The sequence below is a fragment of the Gemmatimonadota bacterium genome (genome assembly GCA_026706345.1).
Classification (GTDB): Bacteria; JAAXHH01; JAAXHH01; order JAAXHH01; family JAAXHH01; genus JAAXHH01.
Window position 1 is genome coordinate 17076 of sequence record JAPOYX010000161.1, and the last position, 15535, is coordinate 32610.

Below are 15535 nucleotides of genomic sequence, written 5' to 3' on the forward strand. Positions count from 1 at the left end.
CGTAGCAACCGACCACAGACCAGGATTACGCAAGTCCGTGAAAGGAGAAGCCGGTACATGGGATACGTCAAAGCGGCGGATCTGGATGAATTGAACCCGGGCCAGATGAAAATGGTCTCGATCGATGGGAAGGAGATCGTCCTTTGCAACGTGGACGGGAAGTACTATGCCGCCGATAACTTCTGCCCCCACATGGGCGCGCCCCTGAGCGAAGGGGAACTGGACGGCACCGATCTCTGGTGCCCCTTCCACGGCGCTTCTTTCGACGTGACTACAGGTGACGTGCTGTCGCCGCCCGCCTACGAGAATCTCACCTGCTTTCCGGTCCGGGTGACCGGCGATGCCGTGGAAATAGAAATCTAGCTGCCGTTCGACGCGAGGTGGCGCAACATACCGGTCCGGGTGACCGGCGACGCCGTGGAAATAGAAACCCGGCCGTCAGCTCCGGAAGTGGTCGTACCCGTCCGGGCGCAGGGGCCTTCGTCCGGCGTGATCCGCAAATACACATCCGCGATCCTCGGATACGCATTCGCCTATGGGGGTCAGGGGGGTTCCGGTGCGCTCCGCCAGTTCGGCCGCCAGGTGATCCACCCGGTCCGGCGCAACGGCGCACAACAGTTCGAATTCCTCTCCGCTTTCCAGGGCCGTCCTCACGGGATCTAGCCGAAGATCCTCCATGGCCCGCCTGGTTTCATCCGCGATGGGCAGAGCGGTCCCGTCCAGGGTCAATCCGACCCCGCTGCCGCGACACAGGTGCAGGGCATCTGAGCTGAGCCCGTCGCTCACGTCGATCATGGCGTGGACCCAGCCGCTGCGGGCCAGTATGCCGCCCTCGCGGACCCGGGGAACGGGCGTGCGGTGACGGAACAGCGCGTCTTCGAACCGGTCCGGCGGTCTCCCCGCGACCGGTTCCTCCCGCGCCGACCGAAGCAGACGCAGACCGGCCTCGCTCGCACCCAGGTGCCCGGTCACGCACAGCGTATCCCCCACCCGGGCACACCCGCGCGTCGTGATATGTCTCCCTTCCGCTTCTCCTGTCACCGTGATGGAGACGACGGTCGGTCCGTCCGTCGAGCTCAGGTCACCACCGACGATGGATACGGAAACTCCGGTGTGCCGCGCCAGGTCGCGAAACCCCGCGTACAGCGCTTCCACGTCTTTCGCGGTGCGCCGGGCCGGAAGACAGAGGGTCGTCAACGCGTGCCTGGGCACACCGCCCATGGCCGCGATATCACTGTAGTTGGCGGCCAGGCTCTTCCATCCGATCTGCCGCCACGACGAGAAAGCGACGTCGAAATCAATACCTTCCACGAAGGTGTCGGTCGTCAGCAGGGTCGTCATGCCGGGCCCGGTCTCTACGGCCGCGGCGTCATCTCCGATCCCTGTCACGACGCTCGGATCCGGCTCGGGCAGCGCGGCCCTGATGCGCCGGATCAGTTCGAATTCGCCGGGAAGACCCGCGCCTTCCTTCTGATTTGCCACGGTTCATCGTTTCCTTCTCGCGCGGTCGGGACGCGCGAATCCATGTGCCAACCTCTCACGCGTCCTTCCCGAACCGCCCCTCGATCCGTTCCCGCGAGCGCGTGAAGATCTCTATGCCGGCCGTGACGCCGCCGCCGAAGAGCAGCCCCTCCAGGGCACCTAGGGCGACCTGGGTGGTGCGCCCGAACTCTCCCTCGCCGAAGATCGTCGCAATGGTTTCGAGCCGTATCTGCGATGCCCCGAAGGACTGCCGCATGATTTCCAGACTGCTGGTGAACATGTTGCCGCCCAGCACGCTCAGGGCGATACTGGCGATCATGCCCCCCAGCGCGCCGAAGACGATATAAAGAAAACTCCGCCACTGCCCGGGCCGCCTGGCCAGGTAATACGTGACGACCGGGCCGAGGGCCACGCCCGTGCCGATAAGGGTGCCCTCGAGACCCCCGGTAAGACCCGCGGGGTGCTGGCCGAACAGGGTTTCCAGGGTATCGGAGCTGTACAGGTTGAACGCCGCGCCCACCATCCCGCCGCCCAGCGCACCGCCCAGTACGCCGAGCCATCGACTGTATTTCCCCGATACGCGCCGCAGGGCGACCATGCCGAAGGACACGCCCGCACCGCCGAAAGCGCCGCCGAACAGGCCCAGGCCCGCCAGGACGAAAATAGGCGAGAGCGCATCGGACGGCAGACCGGAACTGGTAGCGGCGAGGGCGGTTCCCAGGAGTAGCCCGCCAAGCAGTCCGGCCACGGCGCCGCCGAACGTTCCGCCGATGCCTTGCTGCATGATGTCGATCCCGCCCTGTTGCAGGCGCATCAGTATGAAACCGACCATCACCATAACCCGGTACAGCCGGGAAAGTTTGATCGACCGGTCCTGTTCACGGAGAAAAGTCAGGCTGACCGCGCGCTGGAGGCGGCTCACGGACTCGTGGCCCGTGGGACGGGTCAGGATGGACTCCACGGCCGAACCGAACCAGTCCGCCAGTTCGATGCTCGCCGCCCTGCGCACTTTCAGCGCGGGATCCCGCAACGCGAGATGCCTGAGCCGGTTGTTCAGGGCCGCGCAGCGCACGGGCCGGGACGACTCCACGGCGCGTCGGCGGACCTCCTCGCGATCGTTGTACAGGGCATCCAATATCACGTTCAGCGCGTCCGGCACCCTTTCAACCAACCAGGCAGGCACGGGCAGATCCCTGTTGAGCAGGCTGATGCAAAGCAGGTACGCTTCCTGGCCGGAGACCCCGATTTCTTCCAGGTAGGGCGAGAGCAGATCCAGGCTTTCACGGTCCATGATGAGCTGGTAGGTCCGGTAATTCTCCACCGACCGTTCGAGCAGGCTGCGTGCCTGCTTTGCTTCGTAAACGCTGCCGGTCAGCCAGCGGGACACTTCGGGAATCAGGCATTCGTGGGCGAGTTCGAGCCACCCCTCTCCCTCCTGGTTTCGCCGCCGGACGATACGGGCGTCGACCAGTTCCCCGAGCAGGGTTCCAAGGGCACCGTCGTCGTACCGGTCGCCGGTCTGGATACGCGAAGCCAGTTCGGACTCCCGGACGACGATGAGCCGTTCATCCGCGGAGATGAGCGCCAGAAGCACCTGCTGCACCACGGACAGGTCGGCCGCCGAAAACCGGCGGAGCACCCTTGCGAGGTAGTCGGCAAGGATTTGCGAAGCCCCGCCCAGATTGTCATAAGCCGACTCCGTGATCATGTTCCCCGTATCGCGCTGGTCGTAAAGCGTATCGCACACGATCTGCAAATGGGGCGGGTCGACGGAGTCCTGGTCGGAGAGGTCTTCGAGCAGGCGGTTCACGAGCATGTCCTCGAACCGGCAGCCTACCCGCCAGGCGGGCCCCGTTATGGCCCGGGCCGCCTGTTCCGGGGATAGTCGGCCGAGCCGGTACTCGTGGTGGAAGATCTCCGGAACCACCGGTTTGAGCTGGCTCATCTCCGCGAGCAGGTCCTCTCTCATCACGAATACGAACTGCAGCGGCAGGGTATCGTCCTCCATGACCGCTCCCAGTTCGCTGATGAACGCCTCCCGGCTCTTCGCATCGAGCAGGAGGAAGAACTCTTCGAACTGGTCCAGCATGACGACGAGCCGGGAGGATGGACCGGACCGGCGCCCGTGAAACAGTTCCCGAAGGGAAATATCGTCCGAACCGGCATCGTCTTCTCCGGTTCCAAGGACAAGCCGCCGGACGATGCGCTTCATGTGCTGCAACGGATCGGTAAAACTCCGGATGATACACGCCCGGTGTCCCTGGTCCTGCAGCCAGGGGATGAGGCCGGCCCGAAGAATCGAACTTTTGCCGACGCCGGAACGGCCGTAGAGGAGGAACGACCGCCGGGAGAGGATCCTGGAGCAGATGTTCTCGATCTCCTCCTCGCGACCGAAGAACAGGCCCTGGTCGTTTTCGGTGTAATAGTCGAGGAACTTGTACGGCCGGGTCGGCTTGGCCTGAAGGGCCGGCGGGGTCGGTTCCTCCAGGATCTCCACCGCATCGCCGATGAAGACGTATCCATGCTTGGGTACCGTTTTGACGTAGCGGGGGTTCGACGCGTCGTCCCGCAACTGTTTTCGGATCGACTTGATACACTGGGTCAGCGCCGTATCGCTGACGATTACGTCCTCCCAGATTTCGTCGAAGATACGGTTCTTTTCCACCAGTTGCCCCGCGTTGGATACCAGCAGCACAAGTACGTCGAAATACCTGGAACTTAAAGGCAGCGTGGCGTCTTTCAGGCGAACCTGGCGGTTCTGGATGTCCAGCACGAAGTCGTCGAACCGGAAGCCTTTTGCGGCGGTCTGTTGCGTCATTCGGGGCTCAAGTGGACGAATTTCGGGGAGAAAGGCGCAGTATTCATACATTCCTCACAGAATACTCACCGGGACCTCATGCAATCCATATATGGAATGAATATAATCCCCTTATGAGCATATGTCTAATCTTCCACCCTTTAGTAAATCCGTTTGTGAGACCGCATCGTTCACGTTTAATTACATCCGATAGGGGGTAAGCGCATGTTATCCCATTTCTGCACCATTCCCGAAGCCGTGGAAGAAATCAGGGCGGGCCGCGTACTGATCGTCATCGATGACGAAAACCGGGAGAACGAGGGCGACTTCATGGTGGCCGCCGAAAAAGTCACGCCCGAAATCATCAACTTCATGTCACGGTACGGACGGGGGCTGATCTGTCTGCCCACCACGAGACAGCGGCTTGAAGAGCTGGACATTCCGATCATGGTCAACGGAAAGATGTCGATCGCGGACACGCCCTTCACGGTGTCCGTGGATGCCGTGAAGGGCGTTACCTCCGGCATTTCCGCGCATGACCGGGCAAAAAGCGCCCGATTGTTCGTAGAACCGGATACCGTGCCGGAAGACTTCGAACGCCCGGGACATCTCTTTCCGCTACGGGCACGCGACGGAGGCGTGCTGGAAAGGGACGGTCACACCGAGGCGACGGTCGACCTGATGAGACTGGCCGAACTCTACCCGGCCGGCGTCCTGTGCGAAGTGCTGGACGAGGACGGGTCCATGGCCCGTCTGCCCCGGCTGATCGAAATCGCCGACGAGCATCATCTGAAGATCGCAACCATTAAGGACCTCATCGAATACCGGCTCGAAGAGGAACTCGTACTGGAATTCGCCTGCAGCGGCGGATAAGGCGACGGAATCCGGCTTAAGCCACGACCGGAACGAGGGGGATGCGAGCCGTCGCGGAACGGGTGATGTGCCCGGTCCGCGGCGGGTACGCTGCCGCCGGCCGTCAGCGGGTAAGCCCGACCACACGCAACATGGCCCGTCTGCCCCGGGATATCAATCGAAGCCGGTCTTTCCGCGTCTTATTCATGCCCCAGCTACCCGACTACCTGCCGGAAGCCGTGCTCCGGTTCGATGATCTCGCCCTTGACGCGCTGCCCGACGCAGGCGACTCTTCCGTAGCAGCCGCCCGCCTGTACTGCAGCCGCCTCGCACGCCGGCATTACGAGAATTTCATCGTCGTTTCCCGGTTCCTCCCCGCCGCGCTGCGACAGCACTTCTACCACGTCTACGCCTACTGCCGGTGGTCTGACGACCTCGCCGACGAAACAGGCGATCCCGGATTGTCCCTTGAACTGCTCGAATGGTGGGACGCGGAATTGCAGGCCTGTTACGACCAAAGCGTACGACATCCGGTATTCATCGCCCTCCGGGAAACGATCGACCGCTTCGAGATACCGATTACCCCGTTTCGCGATCTGCTGACCGCGTTCCGGCAGGACCAGGTGGTAACGCGTTACCGGACCTACGCCGACGTGCTCGAATACTGCCGTTACTCCGCCAATCCGGTGGGTCACCTCGTGCTCTACCTGTGCGGCTACCGGGACAGGGAACGCCAGGCGCTGTCGGACGCTACGTGTACCGCGCTCCAACTGACCAATTTCTGGCAGGACGTCCGGGTGGACTTGGAAAAGGGCAGGATCTACTTGCCCCTGGAGGACCTGGACCGGTACCATTACACCGAGGCGGACCTCGAGGCCGGGGTCGTCGACGAGCGTTTCAGGGAACTGATGGCGTACCAGGTGGACCGGACGCGCAGGCTGTTCGAAGAAGGGCTCGGACTGTGCGGCCTGGTGGACGCGCGGGTCAGGCTGGACATCGAGTTGTTCAACCGGTGCGGCGCGGCCGTCCTGGACCAGATCGAAAAACAGCGTTACGACGTGCTGTCCCGGCGGCCCGCCCTGTCATCCGCCCGGAAGACCGGCCTGTTGCTGAAATACGCACTGAAACGACTCTGGAGCTGAAACGGACCGCCCGCGATTCAGAGTGGTTGGCGAGCGTTGTCCGAAACGCTGGATCACCGTTGCCATGAACCTTGTGGATCGACAGCCCACCGACCGGGAAGCGTTGCGCCGTTCCTATGATTTCTGCCGCGAAATCGCGAAATCGAGGGCGAGAAACTTCTACTATTCCTTTATCGTCCTGCCGCCTGAGCGGAGACGGGCCATGTGCGCGGTCTACGCCTTCATGCGCCACTGCGACGATATCGTCGACGAGGAAGCCGGGGAGGCCGACAAGAAGACCCGGCTGAACGCCTGGCGCGAGACCCTGGACCAAGCCTATGACGGAACGCCGGCCGACAGCGGCGGCCTGTTGCCGGCGTTCCGGGATACGGTGAGGCGATTCGATATCCCGAGGGCGTACTTTGACGCCATCATCGACGGCGCGGAAATGGACCTGACCGTGACACGCTACGCCACCTTCGAGGACCTGTACCAGTACTGCTACCGCGTGGCTTCCGCCGTGGGACTGGTGTGCATACACATATTCGGATTCCGGGGCAAAGAGGCCAAACGGTACGCCGAGTCCTGCGGCATCGCCTTTCAACTTACCAATATACTCCGCGACGTGCGGGAAGACGCGGGGATGGGCCGAGTCTACCTGCCCCAGGAAGACCTGGACGACTTCGGGTACTCGGAAGAGAACATACGGAACGGAGTCTTCAACGACGCGTTCCGGCGGCTGATGGTTTTCCAAGTGGAGCGCGCCAGAAGCTATTACGACGAAGCGCTGCCGCTCCTTCCGCTGGTTCAGTCCTCGAGCCGGGCGTGTCTGGCGGCCATGATCGGCATTTACCGGGCGTGCCTCGAAGAGATCCCCCGCCGCCACTACGACGTCTACAGCCGGCGCGTCAGCCTGTCCGCCTGGAAGAAGCTCGCCATTACCGCCCGGGCGCTGATCCGAAAACGCGTATGAGCCAGGTAATCGTCATCGGGGGCGGACTGGCCGGACTGGCCGCTGCGGTCGCGCTGGCCGATGCGGGTCTCCAGGTCGAACTGTACGAAAGACGTCCGATACTGGGTGGCCGCGCGTCTTCCTTCATACACCCGTCGAGCGGCGAAAGGGTGGACAACTGCCAGCACGTGCTCCTGGGCTGCTGCGTCAACCTCCTCGACTTCTACGCGCGCCTCGGTGTCCGGGACCGTATCGCCTTCCACGGGACCATTCCCTTCATCGACGAATCCAACCGGGTATCGGTCATCGGACCTTCCCGCCTCCCTCCGCCCCTTCACCTGTTTCCTTCGTTCCTGCGGCTGCGAACCATGGGTTTTCGGGACAAGCTTTCGATCGTCCGTACCGTGGCAGGCATGATTCGCCACGTTACGGGACATCGGGATACAGACAGCCTGGATGTACAACACGCCGCTGAAGCGCCACACGGCGCGGAGCCGTCCCCGGTTTCCATGGCCACCTGGCTCGCGACCCACGGAGCGACGGAACGGGCCGTGGAAGCCTTCTGGAAACCCTTCCTCATCAGTGCGCTCAACGATGAACTGGACGACATCGATGCCGAATACGGTATCAGGACGACCGTCCGGGCCTTTCTGATCAATCGCCGCGGGTACGAGGTGGGTCTGCCCGCCGTACCGCTGGGGGACCTGTACGCGCCCTGCATAGATTACATCGAGCAGCGGGGCGGCCGCGTCGTGCTCGACCAGGGTGTTGCCGGCCTGTCGACCCACGGCGGCCTCGTGAATTCCATCTCGCTGCAGGACGGTTCGTCCGTCGAGGCCGGGGCGTACCTGTCGGCCCTGCCCTTCGACGTCCTGCGCAGGCTGCTGCCCGAAAGCCATGCCTCGAATCCCTACTTCGCGATGCTGAGCGGACTGTCGGTCTCTCCCATCACGGCCGTGCACGCCTGGTTCGACCGGCCCGTGACGGATCTGGACTACGCCGCGGTGATCGGTCGGAGGATACAGTGGATTTTCAACCAGTCCATTCGAGACCCCGAGACCTTTTCCACGGGTGACGCGGGCGCCTATCTCGGACTCGTGGTCAGCGCTTCCGATGAATGGATGAAAATGCCGCAGCAGAGGATCATCAACCAGGTCATGGAAGATCTCGAGTCTCTGCTGCCCGCCGTGCGCCAGGCCGAACTGCTCAAGGCCGTCGTCGTCAAGGAAGGCAGGGCCACGTTCGCGCCTAGACCCGGTTGCGACGCGCTGCGCCCGGGACCATCCAGCCCCCTTTCCAACTTCTTCATCGCGGGCGACTGGGTGCAGACGGACTGGCCGGCCACCATGGAAAGCGCCGTGCGCAGCGGCTACCAGGCCGCCGAGGCCCTGCTGCGGAGCCAGGGCGTGCAGGCGCGCATCCTGAAATCCGAATTGCCCCTCGAAGGGCTCATGAGATTGCTGGCGGGGAAGCGGGACCTCTGACCGGCGCGATATCTTGACCCCATGGAATCCTTCGGTTATATTTCGAAGGGTACGCATCCCCGTCCGCATTCGTTTCGTTTCATGAAAGAAGGATCCATATGCCCGCCAACCTGCTTGCATGCCGAACGGCAAGCTACGGAAAGTTCAGCGAATCCGCCTATGCCCATCTGCCCACGATCGGCGTTCATCACGTGGAAATCAACGCGCCCGCGCCCGACCAGGTCGCCGAAGTCAGGTCCAGGCTCGAAAGTCACGGGCTTTCGGCCAGCAGTCTGCAATGCCCGGTGGAGATCGAATACGACGACGTTGACCAGCGGCTGACTCCCCACCTCGATGCCGCGGCGGCCCTGGGCGCCGGAACGCTCTTCGTGAGCGTACAGGCCGGGGAACTGGATAAGAGCGTGGCTTACGAACGGTTGCGCCGCGCGGGGGCAAAAGCGGCCGAGTACGGGATCACCATCGGCATGGAAACCCATCCCGACCTGGTCACCAACGCGGCCGTCGCCCTGGAGACCATGCGCGGCGTCGATCATCCAAACGTCCGCGTGAACTACGACACGGCCAACATCCACTACTACAACCGGGACGTGGACCACGTCGACGAGATGGAAAAGGTCATCGACTATATCGGCAGCATGCACCTCAAGGATACCGACGGTAGATACAAGACCTGGTGTTTCCCGACATTCGGCGAGGGAATCGTCGATTTCAAGGCGGTTTTCGACCGGTTGAACGGCCGCGGGTTCCACGGTCCGTTCACCATGGAAATCGAGGGCGTGGAAGGAGAATCGCTTAACGAAGAGGAGACCTGCCGGCGCGTGGCGGATTCGGTGGCCCACCTGCGGAGCGTCGGGTGTGACGTGTAGAGGACGGAACGTCCATGCCTGAACAACAGCTTCGGATGGTACGTCCCGACCTGGAACACCTCCCGGAAATCGGTGTGCCGATGGAGTATGCGTTGAGGACCTACCGGCCCGGCGACGAGGCAGTCTGGTGCGAAATCATGAACACGGGCATCGGTACGGACTGGACGGCCAAAAAGTGCCGCAGGGAACTGACGGAACGGGAACCGTTCATGGCGGACGGGTGTTTCTTCGTTACCCGCGCGGGAGAAGCCGTGGCCACGGCCTGCGCCTTTGACATCCAGCCCGACGGCGTCAACGCCGCGCAGGTACACATGGTATGCGCGAAACCCGCCCACCGCAGGCGGGGACTGGGCCGCCTCGTAACCCTGGCCGTGCTCCATTACATGCGGGAGCATGGCTACTCGGCCGCCTTTCTGGGTACGGACGATTTCCGCGTGCCGGCCGTCAAGACCTATCTCGGGCTGGGATTCGTACCCGACTATATCGAGGACAGCCACCGGACGCGATGGTCCGCCATCTTCGCGAAAATCGGGGAACGGCCGTCCTGAACCTGCGGCGGTTATACTGCCGTGCACAAACCACCACCTTCGATACGGAAGTTCCATATGCAACGTATATTTCGCCGCGCAACGCATACCGCGAGCATCGCGGCCCTTGTCGTCCTGGCCGTCACGGCGCGGACGGGCCCGGCCAACGCGCAGGATGAGGAAGTCGTGGACGTGCCCCCCGTCGTCATCACCGGGATCGGCATCCTTGGCGGTTTCCCGACGGGCGAGTTCGGTGAAAACGTCAAGAACCCGGGCATCGGCCTGTCCGGATTCGCGGGCTATATGATCCCCCGGACACCCGCCGTGATCGGCCTGGACCTGGGCTACATGATCTACGGCCACGAGCGGCGCACCGAGCAGTTCAGCCTGACGATACCCGACGTCCTCGTCGACGTGGTCACCGAGAACAACATCTTTTCGATGAACGCCTTTCTACGCCTGCAGACCAAGTCCGACCCGCTGCGTTTCTACGTAGAAGGCGTCGTGGGCTTCCACTACCTGTTCACCAGCACGACGATCGAGGAGCTCTTCGGGTTCAGCGGCGAGGATATCGCCAGTTCCACGAATCTCGATGATTTCGCCTTTACCAAGGGCGTGGGCGGCGGGTTGCTGATCGAACTGTGGAGAGGCGGCGAAGACCGGACGCCGCAGAACCGTTCCCTGCGGACTGTGTCCCTGGATTTTCGGATGCGCTACCATGACGGCTCCCAGGCCGACTATCTGAAACGGGGCGACATCGTCCGCAGGGCGGGCACGGCCGAACTCAACATAACCAAGTCGACCACCGATCTCATCACAGCCCATCTCGGAATAGCGTTGGACTTCTAGCGAATGGGTCCCGGCGCACCGCGTTCAAGGGCTGACCGGCGTCAGGCACTGCATTTCATAAAAGGCGGCTTGCCAGACGATTCCAGCCGCGCCGGTCATCATCTCATATCCGGAGGCTTAAGGATGAACCAGGACGATTTCGTAATCGAAAGTATTCCCGAAACGGCGTGGCAGGTGTCCCGCCGGACATTTATGAAGCGGCTGGCTGGCGGCATCGCCGCGGGCGGCGCCCTGGCCTGCGGTTCATCCGCATCCGCCTCGCCTCCCCAGGATCTGGACACGGCGGTCTCCGGCAACGACCCGAACGACGAGCGGTACTGGCACGCGGTCCGCAGCCAGTTCCTCCTCAGGGAAAACCTGGCGCTGATGAACGCCGCGAATCTGTGTCCCTCGCCCTATCCGGTGATGGAATCGGTTTTCAAGTATACCCGGGACCTGGACTACGACGCGTCCTTTCAAAACCGGACCAAGTACCGCCAGATCAGGGAAGACACACGCGGGAAGATGGCCCGTCTCCTGGGCGCCCACCCCGACGAGATCGCGCTGGTGCGGAACACGAGCGAGGCAAACAACGTCATCAGCACCGGCTTTCACCTCGGGACGGGCGACGAAGTGCTGTTGTCCGATCTGAACCACCCCTCGAACAACCAGGCGTGGCAGGTCAAGGCCCGGCGGTTCGGCTTCAAGCTCAACTACGTGTCGGTTCCGGTGGTACCGCAGAGCGAGGACGAGATCGTCGATGCCTTCGAACGGGCCTACACGCCGGCGACTAAAGTCATGTCCTTCACCCACGTATCCAACCGTACCGGGCTGACCATGCCGGCCGGAAGGCTGTGCGCGGCGGCGCGGGCCCGCGGCGTGTTCTCCCTGGTCGACGGGGCCCAGAGTTTCGGCGCCCTGGAGATCGATCTCGCCGGCATGGGCTGCGACGCCTACTCGGGCAGCGCGCACAAGTGGTTCATGGGCCCGAAGGAGGTCGGCGTGCTCTACGTCCGCAAGGACAGCCAGGGTGCCGTCTGGCCCAGCATCGTGAGCGCGGGCTGGCGGGACGAGGTGGAGGAGAGCGCACGCAAGTACGAGGTTCTCGGACAGCGGGACGACGCGGCGCTGACGGCCACGGGACGGGGCGTCGAATTCCACGAGAAGATCGGGCCCGCCCGCGTGGAGGCCCGCATGCGCCAGGTGGCCACGGCCATCAAGGACGGTCTTTCCGATCTGCCGGGCGTAGAGCTTTCCACGTCCATGGACCCCGCGCTTTCCGCCGGCGTCGTCATCTTCAAGCCGGGCGAGCTCGATCCGCGCAAAGTCTTCGACAAGCTCTACAGTACGTACCATATCGCCGGCGCGGGCATGGGACCCAACGTCCGGCTTTCCCCCCATATCTACAACACGCTCGACGAGGCGGACCGCGCCGTCGCAGCGGTCGCGGAGATACTGAGGGACGGAGTCTGAGCCTTCCCGCCGGCGCAGGTCCACCGCCTGACGGGCCCATGTCAAAGCGAAACGCCGCCGTCATACTCTACGCCGCGCTGCTCATCGCGGGCGTGCTGCAGGTATTCCAGTCGATCGTCATTGCCCATTTCTTCGACCCGGAATACCTGGCGCCCTACCGCTACGGCATCCTGGCGGCCGGATTCGCCTACCTGTTCGCCACCGGGCTGATCGAGAGCGTCTTCTTCTTCATATCGGGGAAATACGCCCCGGACGCCCGCCGGTACGCAGGGAACACCCTGATCAGCTGCGCGCTGATCTTCCTGGCCCTCCTCCTGTTGTTCCATCTCCTTCTCAAACCCTACGTACTCATCCGCACGGAACTGGGACCCTATCTTCGGGAAATCGGCGTTTACCTCCTTATCGTGCTGTTCCTGTTCGTCAACATGACCGTCCACAACGCCCTGGTCGGCCGCGATCACGCGGCCGTCGCGAGCGGGCTGCGCGTGTTTCAATACCTCCTGCGCATCCTGGCCATCGCCGCCGCGCTGTTCTCGGGCCTGATTGCGTCCATCTACGAACTCATCCTGCTGATCGTAATCCTGGAGGCCTTCCAGTCCCTGCTCTATGTACTTGTCCTGCTCAACACGAAGCTGCTGTCCTTCCGGCTGCGGGGCATCGAGGCCGGGGCCCAGTACCGCTACGCCCTCGGACTGGGCATCGCGGGATTCATTCCCTTCATCAACGCGAGCCTGGACAAGATCATGATCAGCGCCTTCCTGGGCGCCTCCAGTTTCGCGATCTTCAGCGTGTCGGCCATCGAACTGCCCATCGCCGGCATCCTCATCAGCGTGTTCGGGTCAGTGCTCTTCTCCACTTACGTGGGATACGCCGAAGGCGGCGATCATTCGTCCATGGCGGCGCTGTGGCGCAAGTGCACCACTTACGGCATGATCGCCATCGTACCCACGGGGGTCTTCGTCTTTCTCTTCTCCGACGCGCTGTACCGGCTCATCCTTCCGGACGCCTACTTCGAAGGCCACCGGGTCCTGGGCATCTACGCCCTGCTCCTGCTGCTCCGCTTCAACAGCCCGGACGTGCTCGCCCGGGCCCTCAACCGGAACGCGATCATCGTCCAGGCCGCTACGGCTACGCTGATCGTCAGCGTCGCGGGCAACCTGGTCTTCATCAATACATTCGGCCTGTGGGGCGCGGCCCTGGCCACCCTGTGCGGGACCGCCGCGGGATGGATCTACTACCTGGCCCGCTACGCCCGGCTGCTCGACACCACCATGGGACGGCTCTTTCCCTGGAAACCCTATGTCCGGCTGATCGCCATTTCAGCGGTCTTCTTCGGCGCGGCCAGGTGGACCTTCGACCGGATCGAGGTCAGTATCGCCCTGGCCATCCTCGGCGCCGCGGCGTACTCCCTCTACGCGTTCTCCTTGTTGGAGAAACCGGAGAAGGAGTACGTCCGGGGTTTGGTGAGGAAGATGGGCGTTCCGATCCGGTCACCGGACCGAACCTGATATATGCGTACATCTCTTCCTCACGTAACGATCGTCATACTCAACTGGAACCGGGAAGCGGATACGCTGGAGTGCCTGGAATCCCTGGCGCGACTGGATTATCCTTCCTTTTCGATCGTAGTCGTGGACAATGGTTCGACCGATGGATCGCCGGATGTCATCGAGCGGTGGGGGCGTGAGAACCTGCCTTTGGCGCTGATTCGCAACGCCGAAAACAGGGGATTCGTCCGCGGCAGCAACCAGGGTGTGCGCCACGCGCTGGCGAACGGTACCGATTACGCGTTCCTGCTGAATAACGACACGGTCGCGGAGCCCGACGCGCTTTCGTTACTTGTCGCTGCGGCGGAACGATCCGATGATATCGGCATGGTGGGTCCTAAGATATACCAGTACGGAAAGGACAACATGCTCGACTCGGCAGGTACGCGAACGATACCCTGGCTGGCGCAGGGGTTTCTTCTGGGTCACGGAGAAGAAGACCACGGCCGGTATGACAACCCACGCGATATGCCCTATGTCACGGGAACCGCGCTCCTCGTCAAGCGCACCGTTCTGGAAAAGGTCGGACCGATGGACGAGGACTATTTTTGCTATTTCGATGACTTCGACTGGGGACTGAGGGCGCGGAAAGCCGGTTTCAGGCTGCTTTTGGAGCCAAAGGCCGTTGTCCGCCACAAGGGGTCGCGGACGGCAGGTTTCAACAGTCCCTTCTATATCCATCACATGGTTCGCAGCAGGATTCTGTTCGCAAGGAAACACGTGTCGTTTCCGGCTTTTCTGTTCGCGTTCCTGCCTTACCTTTTTCTGTATCGTTATCTTCGGCCGGCGGCTATCTTGATCTTCCGTCGCAGATGGGGCCACCTGCGCGCGCTCCATCGCGGGATCCGGGAAGGATTAAAGTTCCCAACCAACTGAAAGTTGCTTCAATCTTGGTTTTCTATCACACCTGACCGTTGTATTTCGATATCTCTTTCATTGCCACCTTACCTCGAACGGCAACGAGATCATGTAAAAACCGCATATTGTGTAAACCAGTCTCATGAACCAATACACACAGAAAACCCGGGAATGGCTCGACGATCGTTTTAGGCAGACTGACAGCCATGGAGTTTATTTTGCCCATCAGCCGATATATGGTTTCCGTATGGGACATAGTGAAAAAAATCTGCTGCACAGGTATACAATCACTTATCACATTATGAAAGTGTTGTCCCATCTCAACTTCGATAACCTCATTGATGTTGGCGGTGCGGAAGGATATAAAGGAGCGATGATACGACATCTTTTCAATGCAGACGTTATGAGTTGTGATTTGTCTCAAGAAGCGTGTAAGAGAACCGATGAGATATACGGTATCGATTCTCAGGCCATAGATGTTCAGGACCTGCCTTTTGAAACAGATTCCTTCGACATTGTATTGTGCAGTGAAGTGCTGGAACATGTTCCCGAATTCGAAACGGCAGTGGAGCAATTAGTTCGAGTATGTAGAAAAGCGGTGGTAATAACGCTTCCTCATGAATCAAAAAAACATGTCGAGAAACATAGTACCCAACCGCATGCCCATCTACGAGCTTTTGACTTGAATTCACTTGATTACCTCGAGTTACGCGGGTTTAAGATTACTCTAATAAAAATGAACAAACAG

At 61.7% G+C, this 15535-nt stretch carries 14 protein-coding genes; 12 read left to right on the forward strand and 2 right to left on the reverse strand.

From position 1 onward, the window contains the following. Positions 1–57: 57 nt before the first annotated feature. The gene (locus tag OXG98_10420; GenBank protein ID MCY3772417.1) at positions 58–363 is read left to right on the forward strand and encodes a non-heme iron oxygenase ferredoxin subunit; all 306 of its coding nucleotides are present in this window, start codon (positions 58–60) and stop codon (positions 361–363) included. Positions 364–438: 75 nt separating this feature from the next. Here OXG98_10420 and thiL read toward each other — a convergent pair whose 3' ends face one another. Then, positions 439–1482, reverse strand: coding sequence for a thiamine-phosphate kinase (gene thiL, locus OXG98_10425; protein MCY3772418.1), 1044 nt, complete (start codon positions 1480–1482; stop codon positions 439–441). Positions 1483–1537: 55 nt separating this feature from the next. Then, entirely contained in the window at positions 1538–4300 is a 2763-nt protein-coding gene (locus OXG98_10430) for a transcriptional regulator (GenBank protein ID MCY3772419.1), read from the reverse strand. Positions 4301–4504: 204 nt separating this feature from the next. On the opposite strand from OXG98_10430, the gene ribB reads away from it, so the two are divergent. From ribB to OXG98_10485, 11 genes are all read left to right on the forward strand, one after another. Then, complete coding sequence (gene ribB, locus OXG98_10435) at positions 4505–5152, forward strand: 3,4-dihydroxy-2-butanone-4-phosphate synthase (GenBank protein ID MCY3772420.1); 648 nt, start codon at positions 4505–4507, stop codon at positions 5150–5152. Between the two features lie 41 nt (positions 5153–5193). After that, on the forward strand, positions 5194–6273 hold the full coding sequence (hpnC, locus tag OXG98_10440; protein ID MCY3772421.1) for a squalene synthase HpnC: 1080 nt from the start codon (positions 5194–5196) through the stop codon (positions 6271–6273). Positions 6274–6337: 64 nt separating this feature from the next. After that, complete coding sequence (gene hpnD, locus OXG98_10445; GenBank protein MCY3772422.1) at positions 6338–7225, forward strand: presqualene diphosphate synthase HpnD; 888 nt, start codon at positions 6338–6340, stop codon at positions 7223–7225. Next, positions 7222–8688, forward strand: coding sequence for a hydroxysqualene dehydroxylase HpnE (gene hpnE, locus OXG98_10450; GenBank protein ID MCY3772423.1), 1467 nt, complete (start codon positions 7222–7224; stop codon positions 8686–8688). The genes hpnD and hpnE overlap by 4 nt, the downstream gene beginning before the upstream one ends. Positions 8689–8786: 98 nt before the next feature. Continuing rightward, positions 8787–9554, forward strand: a complete 768-nt coding sequence (locus OXG98_10455; GenBank protein MCY3772424.1) for a sugar phosphate isomerase/epimerase — start codon at positions 8787–8789, stop codon at positions 9552–9554. 14 nt (positions 9555–9568) lie between these two features. Further along, a complete protein-coding gene (locus OXG98_10460) occupies positions 9569–10102 on the forward strand; it encodes a GNAT family N-acetyltransferase (protein ID MCY3772425.1) in 534 nt (177 codons plus the stop codon). A gap of 57 nt (positions 10103–10159) precedes the next feature. After that, a complete protein-coding gene (locus OXG98_10465) occupies positions 10160–10930 on the forward strand; it encodes a hypothetical protein (GenBank protein MCY3772426.1) in 771 nt (256 codons plus the stop codon). A 123-nt stretch (positions 10931–11053) separates the two neighbouring features. Next, on the forward strand, positions 11054–12382 hold the full coding sequence (locus OXG98_10470) for an aminotransferase class V-fold PLP-dependent enzyme (protein ID MCY3772427.1): 1329 nt from the start codon (positions 11054–11056) through the stop codon (positions 12380–12382). 38 nt (positions 12383–12420) lie between these two features. After that, a complete protein-coding gene (locus OXG98_10475) occupies positions 12421–13890 on the forward strand; it encodes a polysaccharide biosynthesis C-terminal domain-containing protein (protein ID MCY3772428.1) in 1470 nt (489 codons plus the stop codon). A 3-nt stretch (positions 13891–13893) separates the two neighbouring features. Continuing rightward, positions 13894–14805, forward strand: coding sequence for a glycosyltransferase family 2 protein (locus OXG98_10480; protein ID MCY3772429.1), 912 nt, complete (start codon positions 13894–13896; stop codon positions 14803–14805). Between the two features lie 124 nt (positions 14806–14929). Beyond that, the coding region (locus OXG98_10485) for a class I SAM-dependent methyltransferase (GenBank protein MCY3772430.1) at positions 14930–15535 on the forward strand (606 nt) is incomplete at its 3' end.

What these genes read in the sequence shown, in the direction of transcription:
- OXG98_10475 (MCY3772428.1), top strand. Translation starts at nt 12,421, where the DNA reads ATGTCAAAGCGAAACGCCGCCGTCATACTCTACGCCGCGCTGCTCATC.
- hpnC (MCY3772421.1), top strand. Translation starts at nt 5,194, where the DNA reads ATGCGAGCCGTCGCGGAACGGGTGATGTGCCCGGTCCGCGGCGGGTAC.
- ribB (MCY3772420.1), top strand. Translation starts at nt 4,505, where the DNA reads ATGTTATCCCATTTCTGCACCATTCCCGAAGCCGTGGAAGAAATCAGG.
- hpnD (MCY3772422.1), top strand. Translation starts at nt 6,338, where the DNA reads ATGAACCTTGTGGATCGACAGCCCACCGACCGGGAAGCGTTGCGCCGT.
- OXG98_10460 (MCY3772425.1), top strand. Translation starts at nt 9,569, where the DNA reads ATGCCTGAACAACAGCTTCGGATGGTACGTCCCGACCTGGAACACCTC.
- OXG98_10420 (MCY3772417.1), top strand. Translation starts at nt 58, where the DNA reads ATGGGATACGTCAAAGCGGCGGATCTGGATGAATTGAACCCGGGCCAG.
- hpnE (MCY3772423.1), top strand. Translation starts at nt 7,222, where the DNA reads ATGAGCCAGGTAATCGTCATCGGGGGCGGACTGGCCGGACTGGCCGCT.
- OXG98_10430 (MCY3772419.1), bottom strand. Translation starts at nt 4,300, where the DNA reads ATGACGCAACAGACCGCCGCAAAAGGCTTCCGGTTCGACGACTTCGTG.
- OXG98_10470 (MCY3772427.1), top strand. Translation starts at nt 11,054, where the DNA reads ATGAACCAGGACGATTTCGTAATCGAAAGTATTCCCGAAACGGCGTGG.
- OXG98_10455 (MCY3772424.1), top strand. Translation starts at nt 8,787, where the DNA reads ATGCCCGCCAACCTGCTTGCATGCCGAACGGCAAGCTACGGAAAGTTC.
- OXG98_10465 (MCY3772426.1), top strand. Translation starts at nt 10,160, where the DNA reads ATGCAACGTATATTTCGCCGCGCAACGCATACCGCGAGCATCGCGGCC.
- OXG98_10480 (MCY3772429.1), top strand. Translation starts at nt 13,894, where the DNA reads ATGCGTACATCTCTTCCTCACGTAACGATCGTCATACTCAACTGGAAC.